Annotated in this window: 14 protein-coding genes; 7 read left to right on the top strand and 7 right to left on the bottom strand. The window is 67.2% G+C overall.

From position 1 onward, the window contains the following. The first annotated feature begins 206 nt into the window (after positions 1 to 206). Positions 207 to 1,079, top strand: a complete 873-nt coding sequence (locus tag ACNYC2_RS13945) for a TIGR02391 family protein (RefSeq protein WP_419707595.1) — start codon at positions 207 to 209, stop codon at positions 1,077 to 1,079. 160 nt (positions 1,080 to 1,239) lie between these two features. Here the strand turns inward: ACNYC2_RS13945 and ACNYC2_RS13940 are convergent, their stop codons facing one another. From ACNYC2_RS13940 to ACNYC2_RS13925, 4 genes are all read right to left on the bottom strand, one after another. Further along, entirely contained in the window at positions 1,240 to 2,043 is an 804-nt protein-coding gene (locus ACNYC2_RS13940) for a hypothetical protein (RefSeq protein WP_419707594.1), read from the bottom strand. A 267-nt stretch (positions 2,044 to 2,310) separates the two neighbouring features. Next, complete coding sequence (locus ACNYC2_RS13935) at positions 2,311 to 2,880, bottom strand: hypothetical protein (protein WP_419707593.1); 570 nt, start codon at positions 2,878 to 2,880, stop codon at positions 2,311 to 2,313. Further along, entirely contained in the window at positions 2,877 to 4,304 is a 1,428-nt protein-coding gene (locus ACNYC2_RS13930; protein ID WP_419707592.1) for an SIR2 family protein, read from the bottom strand. The genes ACNYC2_RS13935 and ACNYC2_RS13930 overlap by 4 nt, the downstream gene beginning before the upstream one ends. 517 nt (positions 4,305 to 4,821) lie before the next feature. Further along, the gene (locus ACNYC2_RS13925; RefSeq protein ID WP_419707591.1) at positions 4,822 to 7,197 is read right to left on the bottom strand and encodes a P-loop NTPase fold protein; all 2,376 of its coding nucleotides are present in this window, start codon (positions 7,195 to 7,197) and stop codon (positions 4,822 to 4,824) included. Between the two features lie 843 nt (positions 7,198 to 8,040). Between ACNYC2_RS13925 and ACNYC2_RS13920 the strand changes: the two genes are divergently transcribed. Continuing rightward, the gene (locus tag ACNYC2_RS13920) at positions 8,041 to 8,847 is read left to right on the top strand and encodes a hypothetical protein (RefSeq protein WP_419707590.1); all 807 of its coding nucleotides are present in this window, start codon (positions 8,041 to 8,043) and stop codon (positions 8,845 to 8,847) included. 130 nt (positions 8,848 to 8,977) lie between these two features. Beyond that, the gene (locus ACNYC2_RS13915; protein WP_419707589.1) at positions 8,978 to 9,778 is read left to right on the top strand and encodes a hypothetical protein; all 801 of its coding nucleotides are present in this window, start codon (positions 8,978 to 8,980) and stop codon (positions 9,776 to 9,778) included. Positions 9,779 to 10,258: 480 nt separating this feature from the next. On the opposite strand, the gene ACNYC2_RS13910 is transcribed toward ACNYC2_RS13915, so the two are convergent. After that, positions 10,259 to 10,729, bottom strand: coding sequence for a hypothetical protein (locus ACNYC2_RS13910; protein ID WP_419707588.1), 471 nt, complete (start codon positions 10,727 to 10,729; stop codon positions 10,259 to 10,261). 224 nt (positions 10,730 to 10,953) lie between these two features. On the opposite strand from ACNYC2_RS13910, the gene ACNYC2_RS13905 reads away from it, so the two are divergent. Further along, positions 10,954 to 11,457 (top strand): hypothetical protein, encoded by a 504-nt coding sequence (locus ACNYC2_RS13905; protein WP_419707587.1) that lies wholly within the window; start codon positions 10,954 to 10,956, stop codon positions 11,455 to 11,457. A gap of 96 nt (positions 11,458 to 11,553) precedes the next feature. On the opposite strand, the gene ACNYC2_RS13900 is transcribed toward ACNYC2_RS13905, so the two are convergent. Together ACNYC2_RS13900 and ACNYC2_RS13895 are read right to left on the bottom strand one after the other, a co-directional pair. Then, entirely contained in the window at positions 11,554 to 12,003 is a 450-nt protein-coding gene (locus tag ACNYC2_RS13900) for a hypothetical protein (protein ID WP_419707586.1), read from the bottom strand. Positions 12,004 to 12,303: 300 nt separating this feature from the next. Next, on the bottom strand, positions 12,304 to 12,432 hold the full coding sequence (locus ACNYC2_RS13895) for a hypothetical protein (protein ID WP_419707585.1): 129 nt from the start codon (positions 12,430 to 12,432) through the stop codon (positions 12,304 to 12,306). Between the two features lie 219 nt (positions 12,433 to 12,651). Here ACNYC2_RS13895 and ACNYC2_RS13890 point away from each other — a divergent pair, with 219 nt between their 5' ends. From ACNYC2_RS13890 to ACNYC2_RS13880, 3 genes are read left to right on the top strand one after another with little or no spacing between them, the layout of a single operon-like run. Continuing rightward, positions 12,652 to 12,924, top strand: a complete 273-nt coding sequence (locus ACNYC2_RS13890; protein WP_419707584.1) for a hypothetical protein — start codon at positions 12,652 to 12,654, stop codon at positions 12,922 to 12,924. Then, positions 12,921 to 14,573: a DNA polymerase Y family protein gene (locus tag ACNYC2_RS13885; RefSeq protein ID WP_419707583.1), complete on the top strand. Its 1,653-nt coding sequence runs from the start codon at positions 12,921 to 12,923 to the stop codon at positions 14,571 to 14,573. Before ACNYC2_RS13890 ends, ACNYC2_RS13885 begins: the two co-directional genes overlap by 4 nt. Then, positions 14,566 to 17,646 (top strand): PHP domain-containing protein, encoded by a 3,081-nt coding sequence (locus ACNYC2_RS13880; RefSeq protein ID WP_419707582.1) that lies wholly within the window; start codon positions 14,566 to 14,568, stop codon positions 17,644 to 17,646. Before ACNYC2_RS13885 ends, ACNYC2_RS13880 begins: the two co-directional genes overlap by 8 nt. The last annotated feature ends 25 nt before the right edge of the window (positions 17,647 to 17,671 follow it).

Below are 17,671 nucleotides of genomic sequence, written 5' to 3'. Positions count from 1 at the left end.
ACTATCTGAACGAGGGTTGGGGTGAGGCCAGAATAGGGAAGTGTGTATGCGAGCGGCGACAGCACTGGGCTCGCGCGTTCGCACCCACCCCTAGCGCCCACTTCGCACCCGCGCCTCTCACGGCGACTTGCGGCTGGGAGAGCGGCGTGAGTTCTTCACCCGCTCCTTTTGCGGTCAAGTGGAAGACGCAGCTGTGATCATGGGACATGGCTGAATACGGTGTCGACTATCTCTCGCGTCTCCTTGAGGCAGTGGGAGACTTCGAGGTTGCCTTCGACGCATGGATGGGCACCCAAGTCGAATCGGATCATCTCTCTGCGCGCGGGATCTTCCCTACGGCCTGGGTGAAGGACGGTCAGGATGACGCGGAGGTCCGCAAACTGGAACTTGTGGTCGCTGAAACCGCTGGTCGTGCGGCGAGCGCAGTTGCTGTGACTGGCGCTTACATCGCGGTACAGGGCAGAGGCACTATCGATCCGATCTCGAACTGGTGGCTGGTCCAGAGTCCGAAGGCACCGTTGAGCCCTCGCGACATCAGGGCAACCGCAGCCAGTGTGAGAGGACGGCTGCGGGCCAAGATCGTCGATGCTGAGGCTAGGGCCGACTCTGACCTGCCGGCCTTCTCTCCTGCGCAGCTCCATCCAGTGGTCTGGTCGGCTGCGGCGGTGCATTGGACGACACACCAACGGAGGGTGGCGGTGCGCGAAGCTGCTGAGGGTCTGACGATTCACTGGAAGCAGCGGCTCGATAGGCATGACGTCGATGACACGGTCTTCTGGCAGCAGACGCTCTCTCCTGGCGACCCGGTGCCTGGCAAGCCCAAGCTGGTCTGGCCGGGTCCTCCTGACGCGAAGACCTCGAAGAGCATGCGTGGTGGGCTTGAACCGATGGCGAAGGCGCTCGTGCAGCTAGCCACTGGTGCCAACCTGACGATCCGCAATGTCACCACCCACATGCCTGACGAACTCTCAGAGCAGGAAGCAATGGAGCGGCTGTCGACATACAGCTATCTGGCTCGCCTTCTCGACAAATGTCAGGTCGCCAGGGTCGACGAGGAGTCCTTGGAGGACCAGGCCTGAGGTGATTGCAGCCGAGGCTTGAGCGAGGTCGAGCTAGCGGTCCGTCCGGCTTCCACTGTCCGGATTGCTCGCTACGGGAGATAACGGCAATTAACGGCTAACGTCCGACGTGCTATAGCGGCCGTGGTGCAGGACCTAGACCGCGAGGACTGGTCTCTCCCTATGATCGGTTGAGCACTCGCCAGCCACTCGTCGAGGACCAGCGAACGTACACTGGCGCGAACGGTGTGAGGAGCCAAAGGTCGGTAAGAGCGCCGGCCTGGAGTGTGGACGTCTGGTCGACGGTCGTCGCCTTCATGAAGCTGATCAGCAGGTCCTCGGGCACCGCAACGTCATGGAGGGTGACTGCCAGATGCAGTTCGGTGAGGCCTGAACGCTCGAGCTTCTTAACGTTCGAGGTGAACCAGTCTTCAGTGACCTGGGTGTTTATCCATGCGTCGAGACCGCGGAGGTTCACGCTGGCTACGCCTCCGGCGCCCCGTGCCCAGAAGATCTGGGCTTGCGCGTCCCTCGCCGGTCCGACACGACCCATGGTGAGCCCAGCGTTGCGCGCGGCGTAGAACCAACTGGCCAATGGGGAACTGGTGGGGCCGGGGTACCAATTCTGTACCGCCTGCAGGTCGTCTGGCCTGTCGACACCTGCCTGGTCGCATTCTGCGATGAGGGCCGGGACGCGCTGCTTCAAATCGTCCAGCGTGAGCCCTGCCGGAACCTGAACAGCCCAGTCACTTGCTCCTGCGACACGTTTGGGACTTGAGCAATATGCATCGAGCTGGAAGGAGTCGGTATCGGCGACACGGCTGATCTCGAGCGCCGCTTTGCGACCGTCGGGGTACTCGAGGTCGACGTCATACATGCCATCGGCGCTGTTGTCGTCGTGCTGCTTCCAGGTAGCTCCGATCTCTGCCGAGATGATGCCGGAGATGGATGCCTCGTGGTTGTCCATGCTCTTGGTCGACGTCATGCTATGAGCCTACCGATGCACGCTCGAGCAAGCCCATCGCACCCAGCCACTGCTGAGGGTGTTCGCCTGGCCGGCCAACACGGGTCGAGGCTGACGTGTCGTCCGTGCTTTCACGCGTACCGAGCACTGCTGTCACATCTGACACGTGGTAAACACTGCAATTCCGGCACATTTAGCCGTAGGCACGTGGTCGGCGAGGCGGGTGCGACGGCCGGTGCGACCCGTTCATGCACCAGTTGCGAATCGCCTCGCAGATGTGCAGCTCGCTCAAAGACGTGGTGTGTCGCCGGAGTCGAGCCAGAGATAACCGGGGACGATTCCGCCGCCTTGGGGGGCAACCTTTTGCCAGGCTACGTTCTCACCGGCCCGACCAACACTCACTGAGGTCGCAGCAAGTGCACGGCGCAACTTCTCCCAGCTGGCCAGACCGAACCCAGCCTCGACCAGCGGGTGGAGATCTCGGTCGCGGTCGATTTCCTCAAGAATCGCCTCTGCCCGGGTGGCCCTGCTGGCCCGGAAATCGGTCCGGCCTACGCGGATGTGGTGACCCTGTGCCGAGATCAGGTCGGCGATACTGCCGAGTGCTCGTCCTTCGGACTCTGTCGCCACACGCAACGCTTCTCGATCGCTCTGATCGGCGTCGCCAGTCGCAATCTTCTTCTCTAGGGCCGCGCGCTTTAGTTCTGCAACGCTGTGATCCACCGAGAGTCTTTCGAACCTCTCGTTGCTTGTTACCCCTTCGATCAAGACCAGGAGGTCGAACAGCTCCCACGCCTCCTCGAAGGTGTGCTCACCGAGTGCAAGATTCTCGACGAAGACCGACTTGAGTGCATTCAAGACCGCCACCGACGGCTTGGCCGCATATCCCGCTGTCGCGTGCAAACGTTCAGGTAGGCGTCCTTTGGTCCGTTGTCGGGGGCGGCGTGTGCAGTGAGCAATGCGCGAGCTGTTTCGAAGCGGCCTGCTGCAACGGCAGCCACGCCCGCGGCATGGAACAGAACAGTGCCGACGACACGGGGCAGTTCCAGCAGCCTCGTACTGCCACCGCCTCGGAAGCCCGTGGAGAAACGAACTACCTCAGGCATCCACCAAGAGTCTGTGCGTGCGTCGCCCCAGTAGCTGGTGGCAGCGATCAGGGCCGCAGCCGTCATTGCCGCTTCTGTGACACGGGCTTCGACCTGCTCAACCGGCTCTGCATTGTGCTGGAAGTCGATCAGATTCAAGTCTGGATGAGCCCAGATCTCGGCCAGTGACGTTCGTAGCCGGTCATGAACACCGATCGCCACCGGACGGCCCGCGATCTCTCGCTTGGCTGCTCCCACGGCGTCAGCCAGCGTGAGCGGATGCCGAGCACGACGAGCATCGAGGGCGTCGACGGCATCTGCGAGGCGAGCAAGCGCCACATCCGCGGTCGCGGCGACGTGGACGACCCGCTTTGAAGTTGCCAGTTCGGCCGCCGTCGGGCCGAGCGTGGACGGTGTTACCCAGTAGGAGGTGTAGCGCTCCAGCAGACTGCGACTGATTTGCTCTCTCAGGGCGCGGTCATACTGTGCGGACCAGCCGACGATGAGCAGTGCGTGGTCGTGGAGCATCCGCTGGAGGAAGTCGACGACGGCCGGCTCGTACTCGGCGAGCTCGCTCACCGTGTTTCTCATGGCCGTCGCGGTCAGGTAGTCGCCGTGCAGTTGCACCACCAGGCAACGAATCGTATGCAGTGGTGCCAGACCTTCCAGACTCTCGAGGCTGTGCACCACCGTGGGCTCGACACCCGCCGCGCGCAACGCGCGCTCCATCAGATGATCGAAATTCAGCGTCACGAACACCCGCAGGTGACCGGACTTCGCCAGCCGTGCCAGGGCTATATGGGCCTGGCTGGGCTCATGAGGCTCTGCATCTCCGTCCCGGGGATCAGGCTCGAAGAAGCTCCGCAAGATCGCTTGCCGCTCATGCTGGGTTGGAGCAAGCTCCTCCAGCAGCCCCTCGTATGTTGCGTCCGCACTATAGGTGTCTCGGTACCAGTCGTGCGGCGCAATCGGTACCTCGTCGCCTCGCGCAGCAGCAATCCGACGGATCAGCTCCTCCTGCACACCCCAAGCCGAGGGAACGCCTGCCGCAATCGATACACCTGCCCCGAGTACAACCGCGTGCGACCCAGGCACCGCTTGCAAGGCACTCGCGAGCATCAGTACTGGGTCGAACGAAGAACCCGTGTCTGCCCGTTGCAGCGCATCGCTGGTGGGGGCCAATCCACTCGTCGTCATGGCGTAGACGGTACGACCAGCCACCCACACTGCCATGCCTGCTGGGACGGCATCTGTCCGAAAGGCGGCCGAGCACAGCGACGACAGCGGGGGCCGCGTTCGTGGCTTGGATCATTGGGTGAATCCAGAGTCGGCGACGTCAGAGGCGCGCCTTCGCGAAGCACTGCCAGCGCTCGGTGTCCCAATAGGAGCCCGAACCTGTGGTCCGGGTGCTCATGAGCCACACAAGAGTCAGGCTGGTCGGCAGACTGCGCGCGGCTGACGGTATGGCGGGTTTGGCCTGCGACCTTGCCTAGTGAGCTGAGGTATTGCTGTCAGACCTGACAGGTGGTGAACGCAGCAATCCCGCACATTGACTCGTGTACCTGATGTTCGGGCCGAGGGGTGTGGCAGCTGGCGTCACCCATCCCTTCAGCAACCCCTAGGTCCGAGGTGCGGATCGTCCGCCACGCGAGGTTCGGAACCAAGGTGGTGAATCTTTCGCATCGTCCGAATTGCGAGCAGGCGGGAACTGCAGTTAGGGCAGCGACGCGTCCGTGCCGGAGGTCCGCGCTCCGCCGGACTGTCGCACGCCACGACAAGTGGAGCATGTGGGCTGCAGGCCGTCCTGCCCCCAGCGCTCCCACCTGTCCATGCCAACTGCAGCCATTGCATGCGCGAGGGTCCGTGCGTTCTGAAAGTCTTCGTCACTTGGCCTCCAAGCTGCTGTCCGCGGCAACAGCGCGAACTCGGCCCAGATGCGCGCCACGGTGTGGAGGTAATCAGAAAGGCTCCACCTCACGACTTCTGGCAGATCACTCGACGAACCGATCTGGCACGCGGCAATGTCCCAATGGTGCTCGTCGAGCGCTATCCGGACAGCTTCAAGATTGCGTGCCGTAGAGGGGTCGAGGTGCTCGCCTGCCAAGCGCAAAGATCCTTGGACAGCCGCTGTCAGCCCGCGCAACATTACGGCCTGGATCACGTCCGCAGTTGTGGGCTGCTGTCCTTGATGCCGCCGGAATTGGTCGAGGCATTCACGGCCGGCTCTTATGACGTCCCTCGCTAACCCTCCCGCCCACGTGTGGCAAAACAGTGCCAGCGACGTAGGGAATCCGGTTGAGCGGCTTTTGAGCAGGGCGATGGACTCGTCGACTGTCAGACGCGACATGTGAATAACGTCATCGAATGCCGAGTCGAATGCGTCGCGAGCCGGGACGCCGCGCGAGGCAAAGGAATCAAGCGCCTCCGTTGACACTGACACGATGAAGTGAACACCGCGAATATGGAAGAGATCCTTGAGATGGTTGATGATGTCCACCGCATCTGACGGGTCACTCAACTTATCGAGTTCGTCTATTGCGATTACGGCCCGGTCGTACCGGTCGCTCTCGCTAACTGCGAGGCGCAGTAACGACTCCAGGCGTGAAACCAGATCGTGCCGGTTAGAGTCGCGCTCGGACCGCGTAACTGATCGGTCCGAAGTGGCCTCGAAGAGGAGCGATAGTCCCTTGAATGTTGCGGATTCCGTTCCACTCTCCTCGCGGTGATACTGGAGTCGCTCAAGTTCCTCGCGTGCAACCTGTTGGAGTAGGGAGGATCTCCTAGGTGCGCGTCGAAGCTCTCGCGCAGGAATTGTGACACCAACAACGCAGAGTACGATCGCAATAAGGATCGGTGTAGGGACCGTGAATTCGTCAACGCCGAGCGAACGGAACCAGACGGCCGACAATGTGATACCAAACGCAAATAAGGTCGCGCCGACGAAGACCCGTGGTGTGAGCGGGCTTCGGAAACCTCGAAACCTTGCCGCTTTAGCGCCCGTGCCGTCCAGGACGCGCATGCAGACATCACGCAGGATGCGTTCAGTAAGCGCGCTCCCTTCATACCGTACAGGTGCAGGAATGTAGATGCCTAGAGTTCGAGGCTGGCTTGATGCGCGGCGAAGAACAGTAGTTTTACCCGATCCGCGGGGGCCCGCTACACCCAGCGCAGAGGCATCGTGCGTGCGGATGAAGAGCTCAACTCGATCTGTCGACCTGGAAGGGGTGTAGTGCGCTGAATCGAGCTCGACCAGCGAAGGAGCTGGCCCTCCAAGCCGCATGATAATCTCGCTCGACAGGCTTTTATCGATCGATCTACGAATTGCCTCGCTAGCGGCCATGGCGACAATCTCGCCTACTCGTCCCCGCTCCCGTGCGAGCTCCAGTTCCCGATCCCTAGCATGTGCAATCGAAAGCCAGCTCGCAATTGTGGCGAAGAAAAAGACGAAAATGAGTAAGAAGCACACACCCATCAGGTCATAAATGGAAAACGCGTCATTTGCGGGCTGTGCGCTGAGGAGCGAGGTCTGTGGGTCCTTCTCTTCCGAGAGTCCAGCGAAAAACCAGAATTGCGACCCGATGTTCGTCTCAATTCCGGCAAGGATCGAAACGATCAGAGCTGCGGACGTGACCACTGCGCACGTGGCCGTAGCCGCTCTTGCTGCTCGCAAGGTCCAGTTTGCCACACCTTTCTGAAGGCCTCGCAGTCCTTCAAGTTCGGTCGAAAGGCTTAACGCAATGTCCAGGGTCGCCACGTCCAGATCTGTGCGCAATTGAGCAGCGTGCCCTTGATACTCTGCAAACTCGGCGCGCGTAGTGAAGGCGTCGTCTATTGCGTCCGCAACCTTCCTGCGGTCGTCTCCCGCGTCCAAGTCTCGGCTCCCCAATCGATTCGCCTCATCGGAGGATTGCACGATTCTCTGCTCGTCTGGGATATGCCGACAGAAGTTCACCCGGCAGTCCTCGACGCGCAGAGCTGTCACGGAGGAAGCTAGGACGGAGAGGTCAGCCTCGCTGTGCAGGCTCGCCAGTCCGGATAGCGTCCTGATCATGACCGAGGCACCCGACGAAAACGCCGAAGGCAAGCGCATCGTGCAGATCCCCGCTGACGGGTAGATCACCGTCTACCAGGACGCGCCTAACCTCTACGTGCCGCTGGCGCCCTGGGGGCTGCGGAGTATCGGCCAGGGCGTGCTGCTAGCCGACTACGACGACGTCGCGGATCCTGAACGATGGTGAACTTTGTCCGCCTTGAGCGGGCCGACGTGGTCGACGCCGAATAGCGCGGCGTCGGCCTGGTGCAGTTCGTCGACACTGACGAAGCCGGGCGTTCGTCGACGGACAGTTGGAGAGCTGGCCCCCAGGGGCTGGATCCCAGCCGGCGTGAGAACGGGGGACTCATCGATGAGGAGCTAGTTGATCGTGCGGAGTACTTCATCGGGGTCGCCGACCGCGCAGTTGCTGGAGTCCATCACTGCACACCATCCGCTTGGCGAGCTCCCGCCCAGCAGTTGTGCGACCTCTACGTTGATACTGAACGCCTTGAGCATGCGCAGTTCGATGACTAGGACTATGCGTGGCGAGCGAAGCTGGCCGAAGCGTGACTGCTCGTACACGGACCCTCGCGCACCTGATTCTCGGGCGGTCGCTATGAGCGAGCACTACCGACGGTGGATGTCTTCGTTGCGAGCACGTCGACGATCCGACTCCGATGCTGGGCTCTCTGCAGCGGCTGAAGACTGATCTCTCACCTGACCTGCCCAGGCACTGCTGTCACATCTGACACGTGGTAAACCCTGCAATTCCGGCAACATCGACTCGTGCGCGGGTGAAGTCCGGGACTGGCTGCTGTCCCATGGGCGGCTGCGCCCCGGTATCAGCAGTCGCGCGGCTGCCCTCCCTCCAAGTGCTCGTGTGCGGGAGAGGAGCTGACCATGAGCTCGTTCAGCGCCCGGGGATTTCGTGCCCTCGGCTTGGCTGCCGTGCTCGCTCTGCTGGCGGCTGCGTGCGCGCCGTCCGGGTCCGAGCCGTCCCCGTCAACGAGCCGAGGAGGCGTACCGACGACTGAGCCCACGACGGGCCAGTCCGGCCGCCAGAAGGAGACGCGCAGCCCCGGACCGGAGACGCAGACGATCGAGGTCGCCGGGCCGACGATCGCCGGCTCCTACCCCAATCACTTCGAGAACCTGGTATCGCCCGAGCCGGACGGCTACGGCTGCGGTGGTTTTCGGTTCTCGCTCACCTATCGGGTCGTGATCGTCGCGACGAGCACGGATCCGCCGCTCGAGGTATACGCCAGCGACTGCGAGCTCGACACGAAGGAACCGTCCGCTGGTCCGTGTAGGGCCGGACAGACCCTCGAACCTGGAACTCTCTGCGGCATGAGGGCCCGCATCAGCGCCGAGGCGGCGACCAACCGCGACTACCCGCGCATGGTCCAGGTCTTCCGGGTCGCCGTCGAGTGCACCGACACTGCCGATCCGCCGTGCGACGACGCCGCGGTGGTCGCCGCGCAGCCCGCCCCGTCGTCGCCGGTGACCGTCCACTGGACCCGGACCAACGTCTACCGCTACTGCGGCGCGACGGGAGCCAACTACGGTCTGCCAGCGATCACTGGATGCCCTCCGCTGGGCTCGTCCCCGACGCCCGGCGACGGTTCCACGCCCGACGACAGCTCGTCTCCGCCGCCCGACGACGATTCCTCCCCGACGCCCGATGTCGGCACATCCCCGGCACCCTGACGCATGGCGCAAGCGCCGCCCGCGCCCGGCAGGCACCCGCCCGGGTGGGCGCCCACGGGACCACGCCGACGCTGGGGCGGTCGTCGAACGTCGCGTCCGAATCGTCACGAGTGTCCTTGCGCAGGCCACCGTGCTCGCGGCGCTCCTGTTCTACTTCGGCTACGTCGCACTCACGGCAGAGTATGGGTACTTCGGCCTGACGCTCAGCACCCTCGGCTTCACCTACCAGGAGGTGCTGCTACGCAGCGTCGAGGTGATCTACGTGCCTCTCGGCGCCATCCTGGTCGTGACGCTGGCGGCAATTTGGCTGCACGCGGGTGTTCGGCGCGCCCTTGCCGCCGAGCAGTCCGCCCGGCTGCTGGCCGTGGCGGGCTGGGTGCTCGTCGGAGTCGGGCTGCTCGCCTTTGCCCGCGGGGTCGTGGGCGTCGTCATACCAAACATCGCCCGGACCGAGTCGATCGCCACCACTCCGCTGAGCCTCGGGTTCGGCGTCGGCGCGGTCGCCTATGGACGCCACCTGATCACGGTCCTGTCCCGCAAGAAACGGTCGCCCGCCGGCTGGGGCCGCTCGGTGGCGCTGTCGGCAGTGGCGTCCCTGCTGATCCTCAGCCTGTTCTGGGCCGCCAACAGCTTCGCCAGTGCCTACGGTCGAGGGCGTGCCATGGCCGCCGCCGTCGGTCTCGACGGTCAGCCAGGCGTCGTGCTCGACACGACCGAGCCGCTCTACGCGGACCTCCCGGACATGGACGTTCAGACACTGCCGAGCACCGACGGGCAGCGGTTTCACTTCCGTCACAACGGGCTACGGCTGCTCGCGGTGAGCGGCGGTCGACTCTTCCTCGTCCCGAGGGAGTGGGATTCGAGCACTTCCGTCGTCCTGGTGGTGCCCGTTGCGGAGGCGCGGCTGCAGTACTACCCGGGCAGCGGCTAGGTCAGGCCCCCCTGTACGGCCCGGGACAGTTAGCAGGGACCCATTCGACACGTGGTAACCCTGCAAACCCGGCACGTTTCCCCAGGCGGCCCGGCCGGGACTCGGTGCTGATCGCGCTGGTCAGCGCCGCGCCCTACTGCATGTCCCTGGCTTCACCAGGATGTGGTCCCACCGACGCGCCGGGGCGCAGCGTCGCGGGCTGGTGCAACTTCCAGACGCTCTGGGCGTCGAGGTCGGCTTCAGCGGGCAAGGGCCAGCCCATGGAGTGGCGTTGGCATCTGACGCCACGCAGTCGCGAGCACGATGCCCGGCGGGGGAGTGTCGACACTTCGACCCGGAAGCCGAGGCGTCGGTCCTGCCGGACGCGGTGGCGTCGCCGCGGAACATAGCCACTGTCTGGATTGCTCGCTACGGGACGTAGGGACACATACTGGCCAAAACGTCGGACGTCCTGTAGCGGCCGTGACCGAGGTGCGGAACCTAGACTGCGAGGACTGCAGCGAGTCCACCCAAGACGATGCCCACAACCAGCAGCCCTGGACCAAGCCGCCAAGGACGCCACCAGGGGCGTGCGCCGAGCCCCGCGAGATAGGCCAGGGTGTCGGCGACAAGCAGCTGCAGCCTTGCTTCCACTTCAGCGGCTGCGCGCTGCGCTTCCTCGGGGATCGTCGCGGTCTCAAGCCTGCGCACGGCCTCCGCCAGATTCTTGGCGGTTTCACGCTGCTGACTCTCAAGCCTGTCCAGTCGCTGCTCCAACGTCTCGCCGGGCGGGCCGGACACCCAACCGGCAGTGAACATTCGCGAGGGCGGCAAGACGCCGTTCAACTGTCCGGTGACGCGTGGCTGTCGGAATTTAGCCACCCAGCGAGCGTGTGCGGCATGGACCTCGATTGCGAGGATGCCGGTGCCAACAACCTGGAACGCGACGGCAACGATGAGGATGGCGACCATCGGCTCAGTATGGGGCGGGAGTTCTCTCGCTACCGGGCATTGGGTGCACCGTTTGTCACGTGCCGACGCACCAGTCGACCCGAGCGCGTCAGGGCACGGACTGGCGCGGGGCCTGCTGGACGCGGCGGCGTGGCAGGCGAGCAGGCGCCCACCCGGTTTGCCCACTATGGGACGTCACGAGCCTGTCGGGTGGCCTGTCAGTGGTGCTCCATATTCTGGCCGGTATGACAATGGAAATCCTGGCCGTTCTCCTTGGCGGGGTCGGCGCCGCACTAATAGGCCTGTGGGGTCCGGTCCTTCTGCTGGCCCTGACGCGGCGCGCTGAGCGCCGGGACGCTCTCGATGCTCGCACAGCTGGCGGTGTGGCATCGATCAGCCGCGCCGCGGCGGCGCTCCGAAATCGTCTCGCCCAATCCCGATTCGGGCATGCCAATGCCGAGCTGCTAACCCTCGTCGACGCCATCACCGACTTTGCGAGCGTTGAGATGAAGGCCCATCGAGAGGTCTGCCTATGGCTCCTCGACCAGATGGCGTTGGTGAGCAATGCCATGATGGAGCTCGAGCGAGCCCGCTGGTCCATTCGCTACGTGGCGAGAGTCGAGCACGCGACCCTCCTTGTCGCCGCACTTGTCGGCACTCTCGCCGCCTGGCATCAAGGTTTCGTCAGCCCAGACAGGCTGAGGAAGGTCAGCGAGGCACTGTTGGCTGGATCCCCCGCTTCACGGTAGGACGTCGTCGGCGACGGCACCCCGCTCCTGGGCTTCGTCGACCCCGCCCAGCACGTACCAGGGGTATCGGAGCGACTGAAGGCCCGATCTGCCGCCTCACCAGCGCGGATACCGAACGGGCTGCTGGATCTGCTCGACACCCGACCAACGCGAGTGGAGACCGTTCAGGGTGGTGGGTTTGACCTCAACGCGCATGAGGGGCGTTTGATCGCTCGACAGCGCGGAGGCGCCGCAGTGTTGCGAGGTCGATGGTTTGACAGGCGCGGCCCGCGAGAGGTGTACTGGTGTTCTATCGAACAGGCGTTCGATGGGGTGCTCGACCGATCCGGTCACCACCGGCAGACACCATCGCTGGAGGGTCATGACCGTTGTAACAGCGTCCTCGGAGGCGATCGCCCTCGACGCCGACGACGTCGATGCCGCCGACATCGACACCGACGACGCCGAGGACACCGCCGCGACCCGGCACGCACGGGCGCTCGCAGCCCTGCGGTCCGCCGAGGTGCGCACCGGCGTACGAAAGCAGGCCACGGCCGCGCGGACCATCCAAGCAGTCCGCCTCGAGCCACTCCCCGCCGGGCCCGCCGACCGCCCAGTTGACGGGCCTGCCGGCCGCCTCACCGACCGGCCCGCAGTCCTTCCAGCGAACCGGTCTGTTGATCGACCTGCCGACCGCCCCGCCGACGGGGATACCCGGATCCTGCCCGTGGACCCGCGCCTCGCGTCCCTCCTGCCGGACGGCGGCCTGCGTACCGGCACGACGGTCGTGATCCAGGGTTCGACGTCGCTGCTGCTCACGCTGCTCGCCGAGGCGTCTCGCGACGGCGCCTGGACGGTGCTGGTCGGTTACCCAGCCGCCGGGATGGCCGCAGCGGCCGACGCCGGGTGCGACCTGTCGCGCACCCTCGTGGTGCCGCTGCCGGCCGGGTCGGGCGTCGACGCGCCCGCAGTGCTCGCCGCGCTGATCGACGGCATGGACATCGTGGTGATCGGGCCGGAGGTCGCGCTGCTGGATCAGGACCGCCGTCGGCTGACCACCCGGGCCCGCGACCGGGGAACGGTCCTGGTAGCTGCCCTCCCCACCCCGGCCGGTTCGTTGAGTGCGGGATATTCGCCCCTCCACCGGCCCTCAGCGGGGCGAAAGTCCAGCACTCAACGAGGGGCGGGGGTGTCGGATGGGCCGGGGCGCACGTGGTGCTCGAGGCGACCGAGGGGGACTGGTCGGGGGTCGATCACGGGGCGGGCTGGCTGCGGCGTCGGACCCTGCGGGTGCGGCGCACCGGGCGGGGGAACGCGGCGCGGCCCCTGCACCTGGACGTCGAGGTGCCGGTGTGTCGGGCGGCCGACGGTGGAACAGCCGGCGTCGGAGCGGCCGGCGTCGTCGAGCCTTCCGGTGACCGGGACTCCGTGGCGGGGACACCGGGCGAGGAGTCCGAGCGCAGTCCGCGGCTGGAGCTCGTCGGATGACCGACCGCTCCGGCCCCACGACGGCGGGAGCGGCTACCCGCACCGCCTGCCTCTGGGTGCCCGACTGGCCGGTCGTCGCGGCCCTGGTCGTCGCCGGTCTGGGTCCCGAGACTCCCGCGGCCGTCACGGGTGGGCCCGGCGGGCGGATCGTCGCGGTGTCCGCACCCGCCCGCAGCGCCGGGGTGCGCCGCGGCATGCGCCGTCGTGAGGCCCAGGGCCGCTGTCCCGACCTGCAGCTCTGGACCGTCGACGACGCCCGCGACGCCCGCGAGTTCGAGCCGGTCGCCGTCGCCGCGGAGACCGTGGTCTCCGGGCTGGAGATCGCTCGCCCCGGCCTGCTCCTGCTGCCGTCGGGCGGGGCGGCGCGGTACCACGGCTCGGAGCGTGACCTGGCCCGCGAGCTGACCGAGCAGGTCGCCGTCCGCACCGGCCACGAGTGCCAGGTCGGGGTCGCCGACGGGTTCCTCGCCGCGGTGCTCGCGGCCCGCGAGGACGCCGTCGTGCCGCCGGGTGCCTCGCGGGACTACCTCGCACCACGGCCGGCGGCCGTGCTCGTGCACGCCCGGCCCGGGGACCGCACGCTGACCGAGCTCGTGGACCTGTGGCGCCGCCTCGGCATCCGCACCCTGGCTGAGCTGTCCGCGCTGCCCGACGCCGCCGTCGCCGCCCGCTTCGGCGACCTCGGCGTCTGGGCGCAGCGTCTCGCCAGGGGGCAGGACGTGCGGCCGCCGGCCCGGCGTCGGCTCGAGGAGGACCTGACCGTCACCGAGGAGCTGGACCCGCCGGCGCACCGGGTCGACGTCGCCACGTTCGCGGCCCGCCGCCTGGCCGAACATCTGCACGACGACCTGAGCCGGAGCGGCCTGGCCTGCGGGCGGCTGCGGATCACGGCGCGAGCCGTCGACCCGGTCACGGGCGAGGCCCGCACCCTGGAACGGTTGTGGCGCACCGACGACACGCTCGGCGGGCTGTCGGCGGCCCGGATCACCGACCGGGTGCGCTGGCAGCTCGAGGGTTGGCTCACGGCGTCGTCCCTCGGCAAGGGCGAGGCGCCCGCCCCGATCGCGGGCCTGACCCTGGCCGCCGAGGAGGTCGCGCCCGCCGGGGCGCTGCAGCCGCGCCTGTGGGGGCCCGGCGCGGGCGAGGACCTGCGCGCCCGCCGCGCCGTCGAGCGGGTGCAGGCGCTGCTCGGCGGCGACGCCGTGCTCACCGTCCGGCTCCAGGGCGGCCGCGACCCCCGCGACCGCGTCCAGCTCGTCCCGTACGGCGAGCAGGTCCCGCCGGAGCGTGACCCCGACCGGCCCTGGCCCGGTGCCCTGCCGCCGCCCGCGCCGTCCGTCGTGCTGCCGGAGCCGGTCCCCGCACGCGTGCTCGACGACGCCGGGCGCCCCGTCGTCGTCGACGTGCGGCTCGCGGTCAGCGGGGACCCGGCGCGCGTCGTCGTGCCCGGTGAGGGGGCGTGGGGCGGGATCGACGCCGTCGTCGTCGACTGGGCGGGGCCGTGGCCGGTCGCCGAGCGGTGGTGGACGCCCCAGGGCAGGCGCCGCGTGTTCCTCCAGGTGGTGGCGGACGGCGTGGAGGCCCCGACGCTGGGCCTGCTGCTGTCGTCGTCGGCGGGGGCATGGTCCCTGGAGGCGCTCTATGACTGACGACGTGCCGACCGGCGCAGTGCCGTACGCCGAGCTGCACGCGCACTCCGCGTTCAGCTTCCTGGACGGTGCCTCCCACCCCGAGGAGCTCGCGGCCGAGGGCGCGCGGCTCGGGCTGACGTCGCTCGCGATCACCGACCACGACGGGCTCTACGGGGTGGTGCGGTTCTCGGAGGCGGCGAAGAAGGTCGGGCTGAAGACCTCGTTCGGGGCGGAGCTGCACCTCCCGGCCTCGGCGGGCGCGAACGGCGCGCCGGTACTCGATCCGCCTACCGGGACCCCCGACCCGCGCGCCACGCACCTGCTCGTGCTCGCGCGCGGCGAGCACGGCTACCGCAACCTGTCGAGCGCGATCGGCACCGCGCACCTGGACGCGGGCGTCAAGGGCGCGGCCAACTACACGCTGGAGGCCCTGGGTGAGGCATCAAAGGGCGAGTGGCTCATCCTGACAGGCTGCCGCAAGGGCGCCGTCCGCCAGGCCCTGACGGCCCCGTTGAGTGCTGGATATTTGTCCCCTCGAAACGTTCCGACAGGACAAATACCCAACACTCAACGGTTTGGGGAGAGCCGGGGCGATCGGTTGGACCGTGCGCGGTGGGAGCTGGGGCGGTTGGTTGGGGTTTTTGGGCGGGAGAATGTTGCCGTCGAGATCACCGCTACCGGCGACCCGCGCGACGCCGACCTGCACGCCGCGCTCGCCCTGCTGGCCGAAGAGGCCCGCCTGCCGCTGGTCGCCACCACCGCCGCGCACTACGCGCGCCCCCGGGACGCCGACCTCGCCGGGGCGCTCGCCGCCGTCCGGGCCCGCTCCTCCCTGGACGACCTGGACGGCTGGCTGCCCGGCGCGCCCACCGCCCACCTGCGCAGCGGCGCGGAGATGGCGCGCCTGCACCACAGGCACCCGCAGGCCGTGCCGACGGCGGCCGCGCTGGGGGCGGAGTGCGCGTTCGACCTGGACCTCATCGCGCCGAACCTGCCGCCCTACGACGTACCGCCTGGACACGACGAGAAGTCCTGGCTTCGGGAGCTCACCTACCGCGGCGCGGAGGGGCGGTACGGCCCCCGGACGGGCAACAAGAAGGCCTGGAAGCAGATCGAGTACGAGCTGGAGATCATCATCCGCCTCGGTTTCCCCGGCTACTTCCTGGTGGTCTACGACATCGTGGAGTTCTGCCGCCGCAACGGGATCCTCGCGCAGGGCCGGGGCAGCGCCGCGAACTCGGCGGTCTGCTACGCCCTGGGGATCACCGCGGTGGACGCGGTGAAGTACGGCCTGCTGTTCGAGCGGTTCCTCGCCGAGGCGCGCAACGGCCCGCCGGACATCGACGTCGACATCGAGTCGGTGCGCCGCGAGGAGGTGATCCAGCACGTCTACGAGAAGTTCGGGCGCACGCACGCGGCGCAGGTCGCGAACGTCATCTCCTACCGCCCGCGCTCCGCGGTGCGCGACGCCGCCCGCGCGCTCGGCTACGACATCGGCCAGCAGGACGCGTGGTCCAAGTCCATCGAGCGCTGGGGATCGCTCAAGCCCTCGGCGCCGTCGGCCGGCACGGTGTCCGACGGCGGGGCGGTGGCCGGGTCGTCGGCGCCGTCAGCAGAACCGCCGTCGGCCGGACCGCAGAACAAGACCGCGGCCAAGGACGCCCGGATGACCGCGCTGTGGGGTCCGCGGGAACCGCGCCCACATGCCGGGCACCTCGGTCCGGGGCGTACGAATACGGGCGGTCCCGGGATCTTCGTCGACGTGCTCGCCGAGGAGCCGCGCTCTCCCGGCGACCCTCGGCCAGCCCGGGCCGACGACACTCACGACGTCGTGCCGTTCCGCACGCCGCCGTCGGCCGCGGAGGAGGGGGAGATCCCCGACGACGTGCTCGACCTCGCCGACCGGATGCTCCGCCTGCCCCGCCACCTGGGCATCCACTCGGGCGGCATGGTGATGTGCGACCGCCCCGTGATCGAGGTGGTCCCCGTGGAGTGGGCCCGCATGGAGGGGCGCACGGTGCTGCAGTGGGACAAGGAGGACTGCGCCGACGCGAAGCTGGTGAAGTTCGACCTGCTGGGTCTCGGCATGCTGACCGCCATCCGGTACGCGTTCGAGTTCATCGAGGAGCACACGGGCGAGACACTCACGCTGCACGGGCTGCCGCAGGACGACAAGCTCGTCTACGACCTGCTGTGCGCCGCCGACACCGTGGGTGTGTTCCAGGTGGAGTCGCGTGCCCAGATGGCGACGCTGCCTCGCCTTCAGCCGCGCAAGTTCTACGACATCGTCGTGGAGGTCGCGCTCATCCGCCCCGGGCCCATCCAGGGTGGGTCGGTGCATCCGTACATCGAGCGGGCCCGTCATCCGGAGCGGAAGATCGAGTACCCGCACGAACTGCTGAAGCCCGTGCTGGAGCGCACCTTGGGCGTGCCGTTGTTCCAGGAACAGCTCATGCAGATGGCGACAGCGATCGCCGGGTTCACCCCAACGGAGTCTGACCAGCTCCGTCGCGCGATGGGATCCAAGCGGTCGCAGGAGCGCATGGAGGAGCTGCGCGGGCGGTTCTACGCGGGAATGGCGGCCAACAAGGTCGAGCCCGACAAGCAGGACGAGATCTTCGAGAAGCTCAAGGCCTTCGCCGACTTCGGCTTCCCCGAGTCGCACGCCTACTCCTTCGCCCACCTCGTGTATGTGAGCTCGTGGCTCAAGGTGCACCACCCTGCAGCGTTCTACGCGGGGTTGCTCGCGGCCCAGCCCATGGGGTTCTACTCGCCGCAGTCCCTGGCCGCCGACGCCCGCCGGCACGGGGTGCGTGTGCTGCGGCCATCGGTGACGCAGTCGCGGGTGCTGGCGTCGGTCGAACGGCTTCCGGGGGCCGAGCCGCCACCGTTGGTCGAGCCTGTCGAGACCCCCGTCGCCCACCTAGTACGTGCCGACCCGGCGCTCGCGGTCCGCATGGGCCTGGAGTCCGTGCGCGGCATCGGCAAGGACAAGGCGGAGGAGATCGTCGCGGCGCGGGTCTCGACAGGCTCGACCACCGGGGGGCTCGACCAGCGAAGCGGAGGTCTCGACAGGTTCGGCCAACGGTGACGGCTCGACCACTGGCTTCCGGGAC

Source organism: Promicromonospora sp. NFX87 (genome assembly GCF_048564965.1).
Classification (GTDB): domain Bacteria; phylum Actinomycetota; class Actinomycetes; order Actinomycetales; family Cellulomonadaceae; genus Promicromonospora.
The sequence above is the reverse complement of the archived record's forward strand: the minus strand, read 5'-3'. Positions and strand labels throughout refer to the sequence as shown.